At 72.4% G+C, this 16,197-nt stretch carries 14 protein-coding genes; 13 read left to right on the forward strand and 1 reads right to left on the reverse strand.

The genetic code is table 11. The features are described 5' to 3' along the window. The first annotated feature begins 57 nt into the window (after positions 1-57). Positions 58-663 carry a DUF4291 domain-containing protein gene (locus GLX30_RS23010; protein ID WP_159691923.1) on the forward strand — a complete coding sequence of 202 codons (606 nt, stop codon included), beginning with the start codon at positions 58-60 and terminating at the stop codon, positions 661-663. On the opposite strand, the gene GLX30_RS23015 is transcribed toward GLX30_RS23010, so the two are convergent. Beyond that, entirely contained in the window at positions 660-1,841 is a 1,182-nt protein-coding gene (locus tag GLX30_RS23015) for a S8 family peptidase (RefSeq protein ID WP_159695190.1), read from the reverse strand. The genes GLX30_RS23010 and GLX30_RS23015 overlap by 4 nt on opposite strands. Positions 1,842-2,444: 603 nt before the next feature. On the opposite strand from GLX30_RS23015, the gene GLX30_RS23020 reads away from it, so the two are divergent. From GLX30_RS23020 to GLX30_RS23075, 12 genes are all read left to right on the forward strand, one after another. Next, on the forward strand, positions 2,445-3,275 hold the full coding sequence (locus GLX30_RS23020) for a TauD/TfdA family dioxygenase (protein ID WP_159691925.1): 831 nt from the start codon (positions 2,445-2,447) through the stop codon (positions 3,273-3,275). A gap of 197 nt (positions 3,276-3,472) precedes the next feature. Further along, positions 3,473-4,510: a diiron oxygenase gene (locus tag GLX30_RS23025; protein ID WP_159691927.1), complete on the forward strand. Its 1,038-nt coding sequence runs from the start codon at positions 3,473-3,475 to the stop codon at positions 4,508-4,510. Between the two features lie 18 nt (positions 4,511-4,528). After that, positions 4,529-5,815: a lysine 2,3-aminomutase gene (locus tag GLX30_RS23030; protein WP_208545465.1), complete on the forward strand. Its 1,287-nt coding sequence runs from the start codon at positions 4,529-4,531 to the stop codon at positions 5,813-5,815. After that, a complete protein-coding gene (locus tag GLX30_RS23035) occupies positions 5,812-7,248 on the forward strand; it encodes a dipeptide epimerase (protein ID WP_159691929.1) in 1,437 nt (478 codons plus the stop codon). Before GLX30_RS23030 ends, GLX30_RS23035 begins: the two co-directional genes overlap by 4 nt. Next, on the forward strand, positions 7,232-8,320 hold the full coding sequence (locus GLX30_RS23040; RefSeq protein WP_159691931.1) for an Ldh family oxidoreductase: 1,089 nt from the start codon (positions 7,232-7,234) through the stop codon (positions 8,318-8,320). Before GLX30_RS23035 ends, GLX30_RS23040 begins: the two co-directional genes overlap by 17 nt. Then, the gene (locus GLX30_RS23045; protein ID WP_159691933.1) at positions 8,317-9,546 is read left to right on the forward strand and encodes a carboxylate--amine ligase; all 1,230 of its coding nucleotides are present in this window, start codon (positions 8,317-8,319) and stop codon (positions 9,544-9,546) included. The genes GLX30_RS23040 and GLX30_RS23045 overlap by 4 nt, the downstream gene beginning before the upstream one ends. Continuing rightward, the gene (locus GLX30_RS23050; RefSeq protein WP_159691935.1) at positions 9,543-10,754 is read left to right on the forward strand and encodes a GNAT family N-acetyltransferase; all 1,212 of its coding nucleotides are present in this window, start codon (positions 9,543-9,545) and stop codon (positions 10,752-10,754) included. The genes GLX30_RS23045 and GLX30_RS23050 overlap by 4 nt, the downstream gene beginning before the upstream one ends. Before the next feature lie 6 nt (positions 10,755-10,760). Beyond that, a complete protein-coding gene (locus GLX30_RS23055) occupies positions 10,761-11,681 on the forward strand; it encodes a branched-chain amino acid transaminase (RefSeq protein WP_159691937.1) in 921 nt (306 codons plus the stop codon). Then, positions 11,678-12,460 carry a hypothetical protein gene (locus GLX30_RS23060; RefSeq protein ID WP_159691939.1) on the forward strand — a complete coding sequence of 261 codons (783 nt, stop codon included), beginning with the start codon at positions 11,678-11,680 and terminating at the stop codon, positions 12,458-12,460. The genes GLX30_RS23055 and GLX30_RS23060 overlap by 4 nt, the downstream gene beginning before the upstream one ends. Further along, entirely contained in the window at positions 12,457-13,785 is a 1,329-nt protein-coding gene (locus tag GLX30_RS23065; protein ID WP_159691941.1) for an MFS transporter, read from the forward strand. Before GLX30_RS23060 ends, GLX30_RS23065 begins: the two co-directional genes overlap by 4 nt. Continuing rightward, complete coding sequence (locus GLX30_RS23070; RefSeq protein WP_159691942.1) at positions 13,782-15,053, forward strand: ATP-grasp domain-containing protein; 1,272 nt, start codon at positions 13,782-13,784, stop codon at positions 15,051-15,053. The genes GLX30_RS23065 and GLX30_RS23070 overlap by 4 nt, the downstream gene beginning before the upstream one ends. Before the next feature lies 1 nt (position 15,054). After that, entirely contained in the window at positions 15,055-16,182 is a 1,128-nt protein-coding gene (locus GLX30_RS23075) for an alpha-hydroxy acid oxidase (RefSeq protein WP_159691944.1), read from the forward strand. Positions 16,183-16,197: the final 15 nt, after the last annotated feature.

Below are 16,197 nucleotides of genomic sequence, written 5' to 3' on the forward strand. Positions count from 1 at the left end.
GAGCCTAGTGCGTTATCCGCTGGCCCGACCACAGGGTTTGTGCGCACGCTGTGCGCCATGACCGAAGAACCCCGCTACCGCGTTCGCGCCCGGTACACCGACGACACCGTCACCGTCTACCAGGCGTACCACCCCGCCATCGGCGTGCCCGCCGCCCGCGACGGGCGGTTCCCGGCGGCGTGGAAGCGGGAGCGGATGACGTGGATCAAGCCGTCGTTCCTGTGGATGATGTACCGCTGCGGCTGGGCGACCAAGGCCGATCAGGAGACCGTGCTCGCCGTGGAGATCCGGCGGGACGGCTTCGAATGGGCGCTGCGCAACGCCTGTCTGTCGCACTACCAGGCCGGCGTGCACGAGAGCCAGGCGGCGTGGAAGCGCGAGCTGCGGCGGGCGCCCGCGCGGGTGCAGTGGGACCCGGAGCGGGACCTCGGGCTGAACCCCCTGCCCCATCGGTCGTTGCAGCTCGGACTCGGCGGCGAGGCGGCCGGCCGTTACGCGGACGAGTGGACGGCGGGTATCACCGACGTGACCCCGCTCGCGCGCGAGGCGCATCGGCTCGTGCGCAAGGGGGACCGGGAAGGGGCGGCACGGCTGCTGCCCGAGGAGCGGCCGTATCCGGCGGACACGGGGCTCCTCGGGCATCTGGTGCCCTCTGCGGGTTAGAACAGGGAGTGGAGCAGCTTGTTCGGGGAACCGGTCAGCGGGCTCTGGACCTTGCCCGTCGTCGCGTTGTTCACCAGGGCGTCCCGGACCTGCGCCGGGGTGGCCGTCGGGTGTGCCGAGAGGTAGAGAGCGGCCACGCCCGCGGTGTGCGGGGTCGCCATCGACGTGCCCGAGATGGTGCTGGTGGCGGTGTCGCTGTCCTTCCAGGCCGAGGTGATGTCCACGCCGGGCGCGAACAGGTCGAGGCAGGTTCCGTAGTTGGAGAACGATGCCCTGCGGTCGGAGCTGTCCGTCGCGCCGACCGTGATCGCCTCGGGGACGCGGGCGGGCGAGTAGTTGCACGCGTTCGCCGGGATGCCCAGGATCGGCAGGCCGTTGCCCGCCGCGATCGAGTAGCTGACGCCCGAGGCGATCGACTTCTTCACCGCGTCGTCCAGCGACGCGCTCGCGCTGCCGCCGAGGCTCATGTTGGCCACGGCGGGCTTCTTGGCGTTGGCGGTCACCCAGTCGATGCCGGCGATGACGCCGGCGGTGGTGCCGGAGCCCTGGCAGTCGAGGACGCGTACGGCGATGAGGTTGACGCTCTTGGCGACCCCGTAGTTCTTGCCGCCGACCGTGCCGGCGACGTGGGTGCCGTGTCCCTGACAGTCCTGGCCGTTCTGGCCGCCGCCCACCGTGTCCGTGCCGACGCTCGCGCGCCCGCCGAACTCGCTGTGGGAGGTGCGGATGCCGGTGTCGATGATGTAGGCGTTCACGTTCGACGCCGAGGTGGTGTAGGTGTACGTCTTGGACAGCGGCAGGTTTCGCTGGTCGACCCGGTCGATGCCCCACGTGGCGTTCGACTGGGTGTCGTTCAGCCGGACGGTGGAGTTCTGCTCGACGTAGGCGACCCGTGGATCGGCCGCGAGCGCCTTGGCCTTCGAGGCGGACATCGCGGCGGAGAAGCCCGAGAGGACGTTGCGGTAGGTGTGCTTCGGTGCGACGCCGAGGTCGGCGGCGCGGGTCGTGCCGTCCTTGAGGACGACGATCCAGCTGTTGTCGACGGCAGTTGCAGTGGGAGCGAGACGAAGATCGCCGATGGACGCGCTGTGCGCGGTGGGGGATACGGCGAACTGGAGACCGGTCGCGGCGGCGGCGGCTGATATCAGCACCCCGGCGCGACGGGCAGCGGCTCTCATCTCGTGCACCTGACCTTTCTTTGACCAGTAGTTACGGACAAGTAAGTACGGGCGTGCATGGTGACAGGTGGGGCGGTCGCGCCGACCAGGGGCCGGAAGTGTGACCTACGCCACAGCGGTTCGGGCGGGGGGCGCGAGGCAATGGCGGCAGGTCGTCAACTCGACCTGGAGCAAGGGTTGTTGGCGTCAGTCAACGGGCCTTTCGTGGGCTGTGTGCGTCCGGTGGTCGCAGGGTGAAGATCCAGCCGGGTGGCCCGATCGTGCCGGTTTGCCCGTTCCCGGTATCGCGGCGAGCCGGCGCTTCGCCGCCTCCGCCCGGAGGTGTTCGCAAGACTTTGCATCCGCTCACATGGGGGGCCGGTGTGGGCGCCGGTGGCCGCGCCGGCCGTCACGAGGGTTCCGACGGCAGCGGCCGACCGCTCTGGAGGTGCTCCTCGGGGTGGCGCCGGAGCCGGCGGGCGCTCCCTGGGGGTGGGCGCCGCATTCAGGCTCGGCCGATCTGCTGCGTGTGCCCCCATCTGCAGTAACTGCCCCTTATCTGTGAGCAGTCCGCTATCGGTGCGACGCAGCCGCCCATAGTGATCCATCTCACATTCTGAGACATTGCGGCGCCTGTCGTGCTCCTTGAAGATCGTCCGGGTACGGACCGCTGCCATCACACTTCGATGCTGGGCTGTTCGTATCTGTCGATGTCTAGGGGGAGTTCGACATGTCCACAGCGTTGGATGTTCACGTGCGGGAACTTGCGGAGCAAGGGCACACACTGCTCGGGGGATCGAGACGGACGAGCAGGCTGCCCAGGCCCTGCGCGCCTTCGGTGAGCTGGTCCCGCAGTACGACGGCTCGCTGCGCTACCAGGTCAAGGCGGCGCCGGGCTTCGAGGAGCGGCGCTACTCCAAGAGCGTCAATACGATTCTGGTCCACACGGAGGCGCCCGGCTGGAATCCGCCGCCCACCTGTCTCGCGCTGCACTGCCGGGTCCAGGCGACCTGCGGCAGCGGCCACACCGAACTCGCCGACATGCGCCGCTTCGTGGCCATGCTCGGCGAGGCCGACCGGGCCGCCCTCTACGAGCGCGACATCGAGTGGGTCGGCCACAACACCGGCGGCGTCGGCACCGAAGGCGTACGGCGCCCGGTCGTCGAGCGCGTCAACGGCCGCGAGACTCTCCGCTTCAGCTACAACCTGCTCACCACCGGACAGTACGACCCGCCCGTCGACGCTTCCGTCGACCCCGCGGAACTGCCGCTGGGCAGCTTCGGCATCCACCTCGCCGAGCAGGCAGAGGCGTTCTTCCGCGAGAACAAGATCTCCGTGCTCATTCCCGAGAACTCGGTCCTCGTCTGGGACAACCAGCGCATGGTGCACGCCCGCTCCGCCTACCGTGACGCCCGGCGCCACCTCACCCGCTACTGGGTCGCCGCCCCCAACTGACCGAGGCCACCGCTACCCGTGAAGGAACGGGGCGGGTGCCACCCTGCCCGCCCCGCCACGCTCCCGGTGCGCGGGCGACCGGCTACGACGCCGTCACTCGTGCCGGAACACCCACGCCGTGAAACCCGTGCCGCGAGACACCCGTGCGCGCGGGCCGCGCCGCGCCCAGGACCACCGATCTCTCGTGAGGCTGGACAATGACCAACGCTCAGAACGCCGTTCTCGAGTCCGAGGAGTTCCCCACCGGACTGCCGGAGGAGCTCAAGGGCCTGCCCGAAGGCGTGCCCCGGCACAACCCCGACGACCAGGTCGAAAGTGCCGTCATCCGCCGCTTGGTCGGCAACTGGCACCGCCGGGCCACCGTGAAGCGCGACGAGCCGGACCTGGACGAGCTGTTCGAACTCGACCGGCCGGACTACCCGGAGGGCATCCTGCCCTTCCATGACCACCCCACCTACCGGGCGCTCGACCCCGACAAGCGGTCCGAACTGCTCAGCTGGGCCTGGATCGCGTACAACCGCCACACGATCATGGCCGAGCAGAAGGTGGCCAACCCGGCATTCGCCCTGGTCATGGAGGGCGAGTACCCCATGCTCCAGGACGAGGCGCTCACCATCTCGCTGGCCCAGGCGATGGTCGACGAGCAGTACCACACGCTGATGCACCTCAACGCCAGCGCCGTCACCCGGCGCCGCCGCGGCCGGGCCATGCCCGACAATGAACTGCCCATGTCGCACACCGCACGCGAGCATCTGCGGCTGCGCGACACCGCGACCGAGCGGTGGCGGAAGTCCCTGACCACGCTCGCCTTCGCGACCGTGTCGGAGATCTCCATCAACGCCTACCTCGACCTGCTCGCCGACGACCCGGACATCCAGCCGGTCAACAGCAGCACCGCCAAGCTGCACAACCGTGACGAGTACTGCCACGCCTCCATCTCCGCCGTCCTCGCCGAGCAGGTGCACGACAAGCTCGACGAGCCCGGGCAGCGGTACTTCCGCGACATGCTCTTCGAAGGCCTGGAGGCGTTCGTCGCCACCGACTACACCACCTGGCACCGGATCATGGACCTGGCCGGGGTCGAAGGCGGCCACGAGATGCTGGCCGACTGCCAGGCCGAGACGAGCCGCAAGCGCCTCGTCCGCGACTACACGGGACTGCACACGCTGATCGAGCGGATGGGCGTCCAGGAACTGGTCGAGTTCGACTGGTCCAAGTCCCATGTCGGCCGCTGACGGAAACGAGAACTCCCGGTGAAACACTACGCGAACGAGCGGCTCGCTCAGCTTGCGCAGGACCGCGGCATGCCCGGCGAGTACATACGGGACCTGCGTGTGGTCGGCAGCGTCCTGCCCTTCAAGGTCAACGAGTACGTGGCCGACGAGCTCATCGACTGGTCGGCCGCGCCGGACGACCCGATCTTCCGGCTCACCTTCCCGCACCGCGACATGCTCCCGGCGGACGTCTTCGACCGGATGGCCGCACTGCTCGACGCCGGTGCCCCGCGCGACGAGCTCCGCCGCGCCGCGGCCGCCGCCCAGCTGGAGCTCAACCCGCACCCGGGCGACCAGCTGGAGGCCAACGTCCCCACGCTGGACGGCCGCAGGCTCGACGGACTCCAGCACAAGTACGCGGAGACCGTGCTGGTCTTCCCCTCCCAGGGGCAGACCTGCCACTCGTACTGCGGCTACTGCTTCCGCTGGGCCCAGTTCGTGAGCCGGGCCGAACTGCGGCAGGCGCTGCGCGACCCAGCGGACCTCACCGGGTACCTCGTGGGTCATCCCGAGGTCACCGACGTGCTGTTCACCGGCGGCGATCCGATGATCATGCGGACCGAGGTGCTGCGCCGATGGGCCGAACCGCTGCTAAAGGAGACGCCCTCCGTGCGCACCCTGCGGTTCGGCACCAAGGCGCTGGCCTACTGGCCGGCCCGGTTCACCACCGGCCCGGACGCCGACGACCTGATGCGGCTCTTCGAGAGCGCCGTCGCCGCGGGCCGGCATGTGGCCGTCATGGCCCACTTCTCGCATCCCCGGGAGCTGGAGACCGAGCAGGTACGCACGGCGATCGCCCGGATCCACGCCACCGGCGCCGTGATCCGCGCCCAGGCCCCGCTCGTGGCGCACGTCAACGACGACGCGTCCGCCTGGTCCCGCATGTGGCAGACCCAGGTGGAACTGGGCATCACGCCCTACTACATGTTCGTCGAGCGGGACACCGGAGCGCGCAACTACTTCGGGCTGCCGCTCGTACGTGCCCTGGAGATCTACAACGAGGCCGTCCGGGGCGTCTCCGGGCTGGCCCGCACCGCTCGGGGCCCCGTCATGTCCGCAGGGCCGGGCAAGGTGATGATCCACGGGACCGCGGAGGTCGGCGGGGAGAAGGCCTTCGTTCTCAGCTTCCTGCAGGCCCGCCGCCCCGAATGGGTCGGCCGCCCCTTCTTCGCCGCCTACGACGAGCACGCCCAGTGGTACGACGAACTCAAGCCGCTCTCTGCCTCCGGGGCCTCCTTCCCGCCGTTCCCGGAGCTTGCGGCATGAGGCTCCACGTCCACGAGATCAGGCTGACCGACCACGACGTCTGGCGCAGCGCGCGTGAGGCGATCCCCGTGCAACCGGGCCTGCTGGTCGAGCTGTCGGCGGCCGGTCGCTCCGGCTTCGGCGAGGCCTCGGCCTTCATGACCGACCGCTACAACTCCGGCCTCGACGCCATGCACGCCGACCTGCGCCGGGTCGCCGGCACCCTGCGCGACCTCCCGGCCGACGACCCCGGGCACAGCTGGTCGGTACTGGCCCCGCTGCTCTCCGGCTCGCCCTTCACGCTGGCCGCGCTGGACGTCGCCGCGCACGACCTGGCGGCCCGGCTGGCGGGCGTGCCGCTGTGGCGGCACCTCGGGGCCCGGACACCCGGAGCGCTGCACTCCAGCTACAGCATCGGCCTCGACGAGCCCGCCGTGATGGTGCGCAAGCTGCTGGAACGGCCGGGCTGGCCCGCGTACAAGGTCAAGCTGGCCGGACCGGGCGACCTGCATATCCTCGAGGCACTGCGGGAGCACACCGACGCGCCCTTCTACGTGGACGGGAACTGCGGCTGGAAGCTCCCGGACACGCTCGCCGCCCTCGACGCGATGGCCGCCCTGGGGGTCGAACTCCTCGAGCAGCCGTTCCCGAGGGAGCGGTGGGACGACGCCCGGGCACTCAAAGAGGCCTCCCCGATCCCGGTGTTCGCCGACGAGAGCATCACCGGGCCGGACGACCTCGACGCCTGCGCGACCGCGTTCCACGGCGTCAACCTCAAACTGATGAAGGCCGGCGGCATCACCCCGGCGCTGCGGATGCTGCGCCGGGCACGGGCCGCGGGACTGGGCACGATGCTCGGCTGCATGCCGGAATCCAGCGCCGGCGTCTCCGCGACGGTCCACCTCGGCCCCCATGTCGACCATCTCGACGCCGACTCCATCGCCCTGCTCGCGGTGGACACCGGCACCGGCGTGCTGCTCGACGACCGCGGCCGCATCACCCTGCCGGACACCCCGGGCACCGGATTCGTCCCCGACTTCACCGGTCCCGCGTTCACCGTGCGGCCCACCACTGCCCACCGGTGCGTCTGGGACAACGAGGAGCTCGCGGTCCACCGGGACGGGAAGCCGACGGCATCCGTCCGGGTGCGCCGCCGCCCGCTGCCCGGCGACGAGCCCGGCGACCACGTCCGGCAACTCGCGGAACCGTCCCTGGCGGACGGAACCGGCGGCCCGGCCGGCGACGTGCCCGTCGGCGAACTCGTCGGACTGCTGCGCACCGCCCTGACCCGCGCCGTCGCCGCCGGCGCGGACACCGTGTGGACACGGGTCGCCGGCCCGTGGACCGCAGCCGCGCTCGCCGCCGGATTCACGGCATCGGCCGCCGCGGCCGGCGGTCACGGCACCGACACCCTCCTCATATGGAAGGCGGACACCCATGACCAGCGTGCATGAACGCGTGAGCAAGACCTCCGGCGCGGGCCAGGACGGACGCCTCACGGCCGCCACCGCGACAGCCGTCGCCGTGGCCGCCCTTCGCGAGGCGGGTGTGCCGGACGGCGACGCCCGCGATGTCGCCGCCGCGCTGACGGACACGTCGCTGCGCGGCATCGACACCCACGGTCTGCGGCTGCTCCCGCAGTATCTGACGGAGCTCGAACAGCGCATCGCCGTGGCGCGGCCGGACATCACCGTCGTACGGGACACCGGTGCGGCCGTGATGCTCGACGCCGACGGCGCCCTCGGTGTCGTCGCCGGCCTGGCCGCGGCACGGATCGCCGCGGAGCGGGCCCGCCGCCACGGCGTGGCGGCGGTGGGCGTTCGCAACTCCAACCACTTCGGCGCCGCCTCCGTCTACAGCCGCCACCTCGCGGCCGAGGGCCTGGTCGGCATCGTCACCACCTCGGCCGCCTCCCGGGTCGCCCCCTTCTCCGGCACCCGGCCGCTGTACGGGACCAACCCGCTGAGCTTCGCGGCCGCCTGCGACGGCGACGAGTTCGCCCTCGACATGGCCACCAGTCAGGTCTGCTTCGGCGAGATCAAGGAACGCCGTAAGCACGGGGAACCTCTCGACCCGGGCTGGGCCACCGACGCGGCCGGGCGTCCGGCCACCGATCCCGGTGAGGCGCACGCGCTGTCACCGCTCGGCGGCTACAAAGGACAGGGCCTGGCCATGGTCGCCACTCTCCTCGGCGCCGTGCTCACCGGTTCGCCCGCGGACTGGCACCTGGAACACATAGGCGAGGCCGAACCCGGCCGCAGCCGCGGGATCGGCCACTTCCTCATCTGCCTCGACCCGGCCGCGTTCGCCGGCGCCGAGAGCTTCGCCGCCGGATTCGCCGACCTCGTGGACACCACCCGGCAGGCCGAGCCGGGAGCGGAGGCGACGCTGCCGGTCCAGGTGCCCGGAGATCCGCAGCAGCGCACCGCGCGGGAGCGGGCCGTCCACGGCATACCGCTGGACCCGCACACGGCGCGCGCGTTCGCGGAGCTCGCCGCCCGCCACGGCATAGGGGCCGGCGCGTGATCCTGATCCTGATCAGCCCCCGCAACGCCGGACTTCCCTTCGCCGAATGGCTCGGCGAGGAGGCGGGCCGGCTGCTCGCGGTCACCGCGCACGGGACCGATCCCGGGCCGGGGTTCCGCGACGTCCGAACCGTCCCCGACTACTTCGACGACGCCTCGGTGCACGAGGCGGCGCGCCTGCTGTGCGCGGAGCACGACGTCACCCGGGTGCTCGCCCTCGCCGAGGTCGACGTGGAGCGGGCCGCGCGGCTGCGTGAGGAGCTCGGTCTGCCGGGCCAGCGGCCGGCGAGCGCCCACGCCTACCGGGACAAGGTCCGCATGAAGGAGCTCGCCGCGGCCGGCGGGCTCCGGGTGCCGGCGTTCGCGCCCGTCACCTCCCTGGCCGACGTCGAGGCCTTCATGGCCGTCCACCCCGGGCCCGCCGTGGTCAAGCCGCGCGGCGGCTCCGGCTCCACCGGTGTGAGCGTCGTCGGCACCCCGTGGGACGTCCCCGGCGACGTGGCCGCGGGGATCGCCTCCGGCGGCATGGAGGTGGAGGAGTACGTGGCGGGCCGGTTCTGCCACGTCGACGCCCTGCACGTGGGCGGTGAGCCGGTGGTGTCCGTCCCGTCCGTCTACACCGACGGCGGCTGCCTGTCGCACTGGACCGACTCCGGCAACGGAAGCTGGACCCTGCCGTCCGACGACCCGCTGTACGACCGGCTCGTCGCGGAGACGTGGCGGCTCGTCGGCGCCCTGCCCGCGGCGCCCTCCCTTTTCGTGCACGCCGAGTTCTTCGTGACCGACGCGGACGAGATCGTGCTCTGCGAGGTCGCGGGCAGGGTCGGCGGCACGCCGATCCCCGCCATGCTGGAGGCGGTGCTCGGCCTCGACCCCCGCCGGCTGTGGGCGCGGATCGAATGCGGTCTGCCGGTCGACCTGGACACCGTCCGCGACCACGCCCGCAGGGCACCCCTCGTCGCCAACTTCGGACTGCCACCCAGGAACGGCCGCATCACCCGGGTGCCGCTCGAACCACCGGCGGGCACACGGGACTTCACCGTGCTCGCCGAGGCCGGCGAGGACTGGGGCGGCGCACGGTACCGGGCCCGCAAGTCCGGCGACTTCGTCGCCACCTGGCTGGTGACCGCCCCCACGGCGGGCGAACTGCTGGCCCTGGTCGCCAAGACGGAGGCCGAGGCGGAGGCCGCCTTCGGCTGGGACCTCGTGCCCGGGGAGGCGTCGTGAGCGGGCTGACCGCCGAAGTCCTCGACCCGGCCGGCCGGCCCACCGCGGCCGGCATGCCCGCGCTCGACCGGCCGCCGGTCGTGTGGGAGGACGACCGCTGGTGGCGGTTCACCGAACGCACCGACCTGCACGAGAACCACTACCTCGCCGTCCACGACGCGGGCGTACTCGTCGCCCTGGCGCCCCTGCTTCTCACCCGCGACGGCGGCGGACTGCTGTTCTACGACGCGCCCAAGATGGTCGGCGCCCTGGGCGCCTTCGGCGACACCGAGCGGCTCACGGACGCCGAACGGGCCCGCTGGGACGACCTCGCCGAGGCGCTGCCAGCCGCCCGCCGCGACCAGTATCCGTCCGTCGCCCTGTCCGTCTTCGGCTCCCACCACGGCATCGTGCACGCCGAAGGGCGCACCGCGGCCGAGCGCCGTGAGGTACTCGGCGAGCTGCCCAGGCTGCTCGACGACGCGGCCCGCACCCTGGGCTGCCGCAGCAGCGCCCTGCTCTACCTGGGCGACGAAGAGGCCGGGCCCATCGGCCCGGCCGCGCGGGCGCTCGGACACACCCCGGCCGTGCTCGGCGCCGAGTCCGTGCTGCGGCTCGGCGCGGCGGACTGGGACGGGTACCTGGCCGGACTGGCGAGCCGCAAACGCAGACGGACCCACCGCGAGCTGACCGAGTACGAGGACGCCGGCTTCCGCACCGTCATCCGTACCGGCGCCGACGCCCTGACCGGTCAAGTCGTCGACCTCCAGGTCGCCCTGCGGGCCAAGTACGGGCTGCCCGGCGGCCGTGAACGGGTCCAGCGGGACTTCGACGCCATCCGCGACACCGTCGGCGACAGCGCCCTGGTCCTGAGCGCCGAACGCGACGGCGAGACCCTCGGCTTCGTCCTCTACCTCCGCTCCGGCGACGCCCTGTTCGGCCGGACCGCGGGCTTCGACGAACGGGCCAAGGGCGTCTACTTCGCCCTCACCTACCACGAGACCGTCCGCTGGTCGCTGGCCAACGGAGTGCGCAGCATCTGGTACGGCCTCGCCGCCTACGACGCCAAGAAGCTGCGTGGCTGCGACCTCGAACCGCGCCACGGCTGGTTCCGCTTCACCGGCGAGGGCCACGGCGTGCTCGAGGAGACACTCCGGCTGCAGAGCGCCGGCGAACACCGCCGGCTGCGCGGCCTCGGCACCGACAGCACCACGTCACAAGGAGACTGAGCCGACATGCCACTGACCCCGACCCGCTTCATCTGGATGGACGGCGAACTGGTCCCCTGGGACGACGCCCAGGTGCACGTGCTCACACCGAGCCTGCACTACGGATGGGGTGTCTACGAGGGCATCCGCGCCTACGCGACCGACACCGGCGCCGCCGTCTTCAGGCTGCGGGAGCACATCGCCCGGCTGCGCGCCTCCGCCCGCGTCTACCTGATGGAACTGCCCTGGTCCGACGAGGAACTGATCGAGGCCGTCCGTGAACTCGTGCGCGTCAACGGGCAGGACTCCTGCTACATCAGGCCCATCGCGTACCTCGGATACGGCGAGATGGGCGTGGCCCCGCAGCTCGACGCGGTCCGGATGTCCATCGCCGTCTGGCCGTGGGGCTCCTACCTCGGGGACAAGGCGGAGAACGAGGGCTGCCGGCTGATCGTCAGCAACTGGCAGCGGAACTCGCACCAGACGGTTCCCCCGCTCGCCAAGGCGACAGGCGCCTACGTCAACAGTGCGCTCGCGAAGGTGGGCGCACAGCGGGCCGGCTACGACGACGCGCTGATGCTGACCGCCACCGGCCACATCGCGGAGGCGTCGGCGGCGAACCTGTTCCTGGTGCGCGACGGTGAGCTCGTCACTCCGCCGGTCAGCGACGGCATCCTGCCCGGTATCACGCGGGACACCGCGATCACCTTCGCTCGCGACCTCGGCATGCGGGTCACCGAGCGGAGCGTCCCGCGCAGCGAGGTGTACATCGGCGACGAGGCGTTCCTCACCGGCACCGCGGCGGAGATCGTCCCGGTGGCCTCCGTGGACGAACGCCCGCTCGGCGCGGGCGGCGTCGGGCCGGTGACCAAGCAACTGCGTGAGATGTTCCAGCAGGTCGTCCGGGGCCGCGACGCGACGTACGCGAGCTGGCTGGAGCGGGTGTGAGCGCCGCCGACGGCCGCATGACCGGGCGGGAGAGCGACGCGGCCCGGGCGGCGGTGGCGCTGCTGGAGAGCGCCGCCGCCGGGCTGCCGCGGATACCCGGTGACCGCCCCGAGGACGTGTCGTCGGCCGAGGAGGTGTGCGACCGGCTGATCGATCTGGCAGCTGCCCGCGCATGGCTCGGCACGGCCGGCGCGACCGCCCCGGAGGGCGTGGACGACACCGGTGAGGTCATGCACGACTGCGTCTGCTGGGTGGTGCGGGAGGACGTCGTACGGACCCGCTCCGGCAGTGCTTCGACAGGGGGCGTGCGGGACGGGCTCCCCGTCGGGGCCGCGCACGCCCTCGTCACCCGGCTGGTCACCGCGCTCGCCGACCCCGCCCGCTACGACGAGGTGTGCGCCCGTACCCGCTCGTCGCTCGGACCGCGCCCCGAAGGCCGGGCGGCCGCCGCCTGGGACGTCGCGGACCGGGCGCTGCGCGGTCTGGGCACCACCAGGGACGAGTGGGCCGGGGCCGACCCCGCCCACACGGCCGCCGGCGGCTGGGTACTGGTGGACCGCGTCGGCCGGCTCCAACTGGCCTGCGCCCTCCTCACGGGAGCCCGGACGTGTCCGCCGGAGGACGCGCCCTACCTGGTCAACGCTGCCCGCCGCTACACCTGGAACTGGCTGCGGCAGCCGCCGCCGGAGGCGGCCACGGAGATCCACGTCCGGCGCACCGCAGAGCTGGTGGCCTGGATCCGTCGGGACGGGCCCGTCGCGCAGGGGAGCGGGGCGTGACCGGCACCCGGCGCGGTGGGGGAGCCGTCCGCCTCCTGCTCTCGATTTTGCCGAGAACCCCTGGCGGCCGGAAGCTCGCGGCGGGCGCCGCCGTCGACTCGGTCGGCTCCGGCATGTTCCTCGCCGCCTCGACGCTGTACTTCGTCACCGTGGTGGGCCTGCCCGCCGTCCAGGTCGGCGTGGTGCTGTCCGTGGCGAGCGTCGTCGGACTGCTCAGCCCCGTACCGCTGGGCCGCCTCGCGGACCGGATCGGTCCGATCAAGGTGTACGTGATGCTGCTGGCGGCCAGAGGCGTCGGCTACGCGGGCTTCGCGCTGGTCGGCGACTTCTGGCCGTACGCGGTACTGACCTGCGTGCTGACCGCGCTGGACCGGGGCTGCTCACCGCTCCAGCAGGTGGTGGTGGGCATCATCGAGGGTGGGGAGAACCAGGCCCGCACGATGGCCTCGATCCGCTCGGTGCGCAACATCGGTCTGACGGCCGGCTTCCTGCTGGCCGGCGCCGTACTCGCCGTCCAGCACCGGGCCGCCTTCGTGGCGCTGTTCCTCGGCAACGCGCTCACCTTCTTCGTGATCGCGGTCGTCGTGGAGCGGCTGCGGCGGCAGGCGGCCGTCGAGGACCGGCGGGCCGCGGCCGGGGACAAGGAGCCGTCCGGACCGGTCGCCGTGCCTGAACAGGCGTCTGTCCGCAGTCCGTTCAGGGACCTGCGGTTCATGCTGTTCACCGTCTCCAACGGAGTGCTGTCCCTGCACGACTCCGTCCTCTTCGTACTGCTGCCGCTGTGGCTGACCACCGCCACCACCGCGCCTGCGTCCGCCGTCTCCGTGCTGCTCGCGGTGAACACGGTGCTGACCGTGCTGCTGCAGGTGTACGTCGCGAAGTTCGCGGACACCACGGCCCGCGCCCTGAAGCTCATCTGGGCCGCGCTGGTACCGCTGCTGCTGTCCTGCGGCGTGTTCGCCGGCGCGGAGCACGTCTCGCTGTGGCCCGCCGCGGCGTTCGCCGTGATCGCCGTCGTCCTGCTCACCGTCGGCGAGAACCTGCATTCCGTCGCGGTCTGGAATCTGTCGTACGACATGTCCCCGGCCCCGGCCCGCGCCCGCTATCTGGCCGCGTTCAGCCTCGGTACGACGGGGCAGCACATCGTCGGCCCGGTGCTCATGACCGCCGTGATGCTGCCGCTCGGCAGCGCCGGCTGGGCGCTGCTCGCCGTCGTCTTCGCGCTGGCGGCGATCGGCGTACGGGCCACCGGCGGACCCCGCACCGAGCAGGCCCGGGGCGCGTCCGCCCCTTCCACTCCCGCACCCACCGAGGTGAAAACATGACCGAACACGTGCTCATCGTCGGCGGCGGCCGGGAGATCCCCGGCCTGATCCGCGAGGCCGGCGGGCCGGACGTCGCCACCACCATCCTGTGCCGGATGGACATGATCCCCAAGATCCGCCGCCCCGGGCAGCACGACCGGGTGATCGCCGTGCGCAGCGACGCGCCCGACGAGGAGTGGATCGCGCCGGCGGCCGCCGTCCACGCCCGCACGCCCTTCACCCGCGTCGGCACCTTCGGCGAACGGGACCAGGACCGGGCCGCGGCCGTCGCGAAGGCCCTCCGCCTGCCCTGCCACACCCCCGAGACCATCACCTGGGTGCACGACAAGCACGCCATGCGCCGCAGGCTCACGGAGACCGGCGTCGACGACACGCCCGTCGCCCGCGTGGCGGACCCTGCCCGGTTGCGCGCCTTCATCGCCGAGCACGGCACGCCCTGTGTGGTGAAGCCGGCCCAGGGCGCGGGAAGCTTCGGTGTGTCGGTGGTGCGGAGCCCTGAAGAGGCGGACGCCGCGTTCGCCCGTGCCGCACGCGACTTCGAGGTGATCCCGGACGCCGGCGTGCTCGTGGAACGCTTCCACGAGGGACCGCAGTTCAGCGTCGAGGCGTTCTCCGAGGACGGCGAGCACGAGATCCTCGCGGTCACCCGCAAGTTCTCCGACCCTGTCGGCTTCGTCGAGCTCGGCCATGTGGTGCCCGCCGCACTGACGCCGGAGCAGTGCGGCCTTGTCCACGGCTACGTACGGCGGCTGCTCGACGCCCTCGGTGTCGACCATGGCGTCACCCACACGGAGATCGTGCTGACCGACGCCGGGCCGCGTGTCATCGAGACGCACGTCCGGCCGGCCGGTGACGAGATCCCGTACCTCGTCCACGATGTCACCGGGGTGGACCTGATCGACTGCATCGTGCGCCAGACGCTCGGCGAACCGGTGCTGGCGGACATCCGCAAGACACTCGCTGACCCGGACGTGGACCGGCGGCCGGAGGCCATCTGGTTCGCGGTGCCGCAGGCGCGCGGCGTACTGACCGAGGTCAACGGCCTCGAGAAGGCCGCTGCCCTGCCCGGCGTCGTGGCCGCGGAGGCGCTGCTCGCACCCGGGGACGAGGTGGGGGACCTGGACAGCTCCGAGTCCCGCGCCGCCTTCGTCCGGGCCAGGGGAGCCGACGCCGCCGAAGCGGTGGCACGCGCCCGCGCCGCCGTGGCGGAGCTCGACTTCGTCGTCAGGGTGTCCGGCGCCGCTGCCGGCCCGGACTCCTGGGTGTGACATGACGGCGAACACGGCCGGCCCTGCCGGCTCCGTGGGCTCCGGCTCCTCCGGCTCGGGCTCCGTGGCCTCCGGCTCCCCGGCCGCCGGCGGTACCGCGTCCACCGCTCCGGTGACGGCCGCCCCGGGGCTGGAGCAGCGGGCGAGAGCCGTACTGCCCAGCGCGGCCTACGAGTTCTACGCGGCCGGCGCCGACGAGCACATCAGCGCGTCGGAGGCGACCGACGCCTGGCGCGCCCGGCGGCTGCTGCCCCGGGTCCTGCGGGACGTGTCCAGCGTCGATACCGGTCTGGAGCTGCTCGGCAGCAGCCTGGCCCTGCCGGTGCTGGCCGCTCCGACCGCCTTCCACCGGATGGCGCACGACGAGGGCGAGGTGGCCACGGCGGCGGGCGTGGCCGCCGCCGGTTCGCTGATGGTGCTCTCCTCGCGGGCCACCCGGCACCCGGAGGACGTCGCCGTCGCGGCCGGTCCCTGGTGGTACCAGGTCTACTGGCTGCGGGACCGGGACGTGACCCGCCGTCAGGTCGAACGGGCCACCGCGGCCGGCGCCCGCGCCCTCGTGCTGACCGTCGACGCCCCTTATGTGCCGCCGCGGACGACGGCCCCGCTGCCGCTCCCGCGGGACGACGAGCTGTGCAGGTCTGTGGGGGCGGGCACGCGGCTGCCCGGCTGGGAGCAGGACCCGTCCGTGGGCCCGGGAACGATCAGCGAGCTCCAGCGGATGTCCGGTCTTCCGGTGCTGGTCAAGGGCGTCATGCGGGCGGACGACGCCGAGGTCTGCGTGGCTGCGGGTGCCGCCGGCGTGATCGTCTCCAACCACGGCGGCCGCCAGCTCGACCGGGCGGCCGCGACGGCCGACGTACTGCCTTCGGTGGTGCGGGCCGTCGGCGACCGGGTGCCCGTCCTCGTCGACGGCGGCATCCGCACCGGTACGGACGTCCTGGTCGCCATGGCCCTCGGGGCACGCGCCGTTCTGACGGGCCGTCCGGTGCTCTGGGCCCTCGCGGTGGACGGCGCTGAGGGAGTGAGCGGGCTGCTGGACTCCTACCGCCGCCAGCTCTCCACCGCCATGGCCCTGGCCGGCGCCGCCCGCCTCAGCGAGGTCGGACCGGATCTGCTGCACTCATGAGACGCCGGGATGCGG

It is taken from the genome of Streptomyces sp. Tu 2975, from assembly GCF_009832925.1.
Classification (GTDB): Bacteria; Actinomycetota; Actinomycetes; order Streptomycetales; family Streptomycetaceae; genus Streptomyces.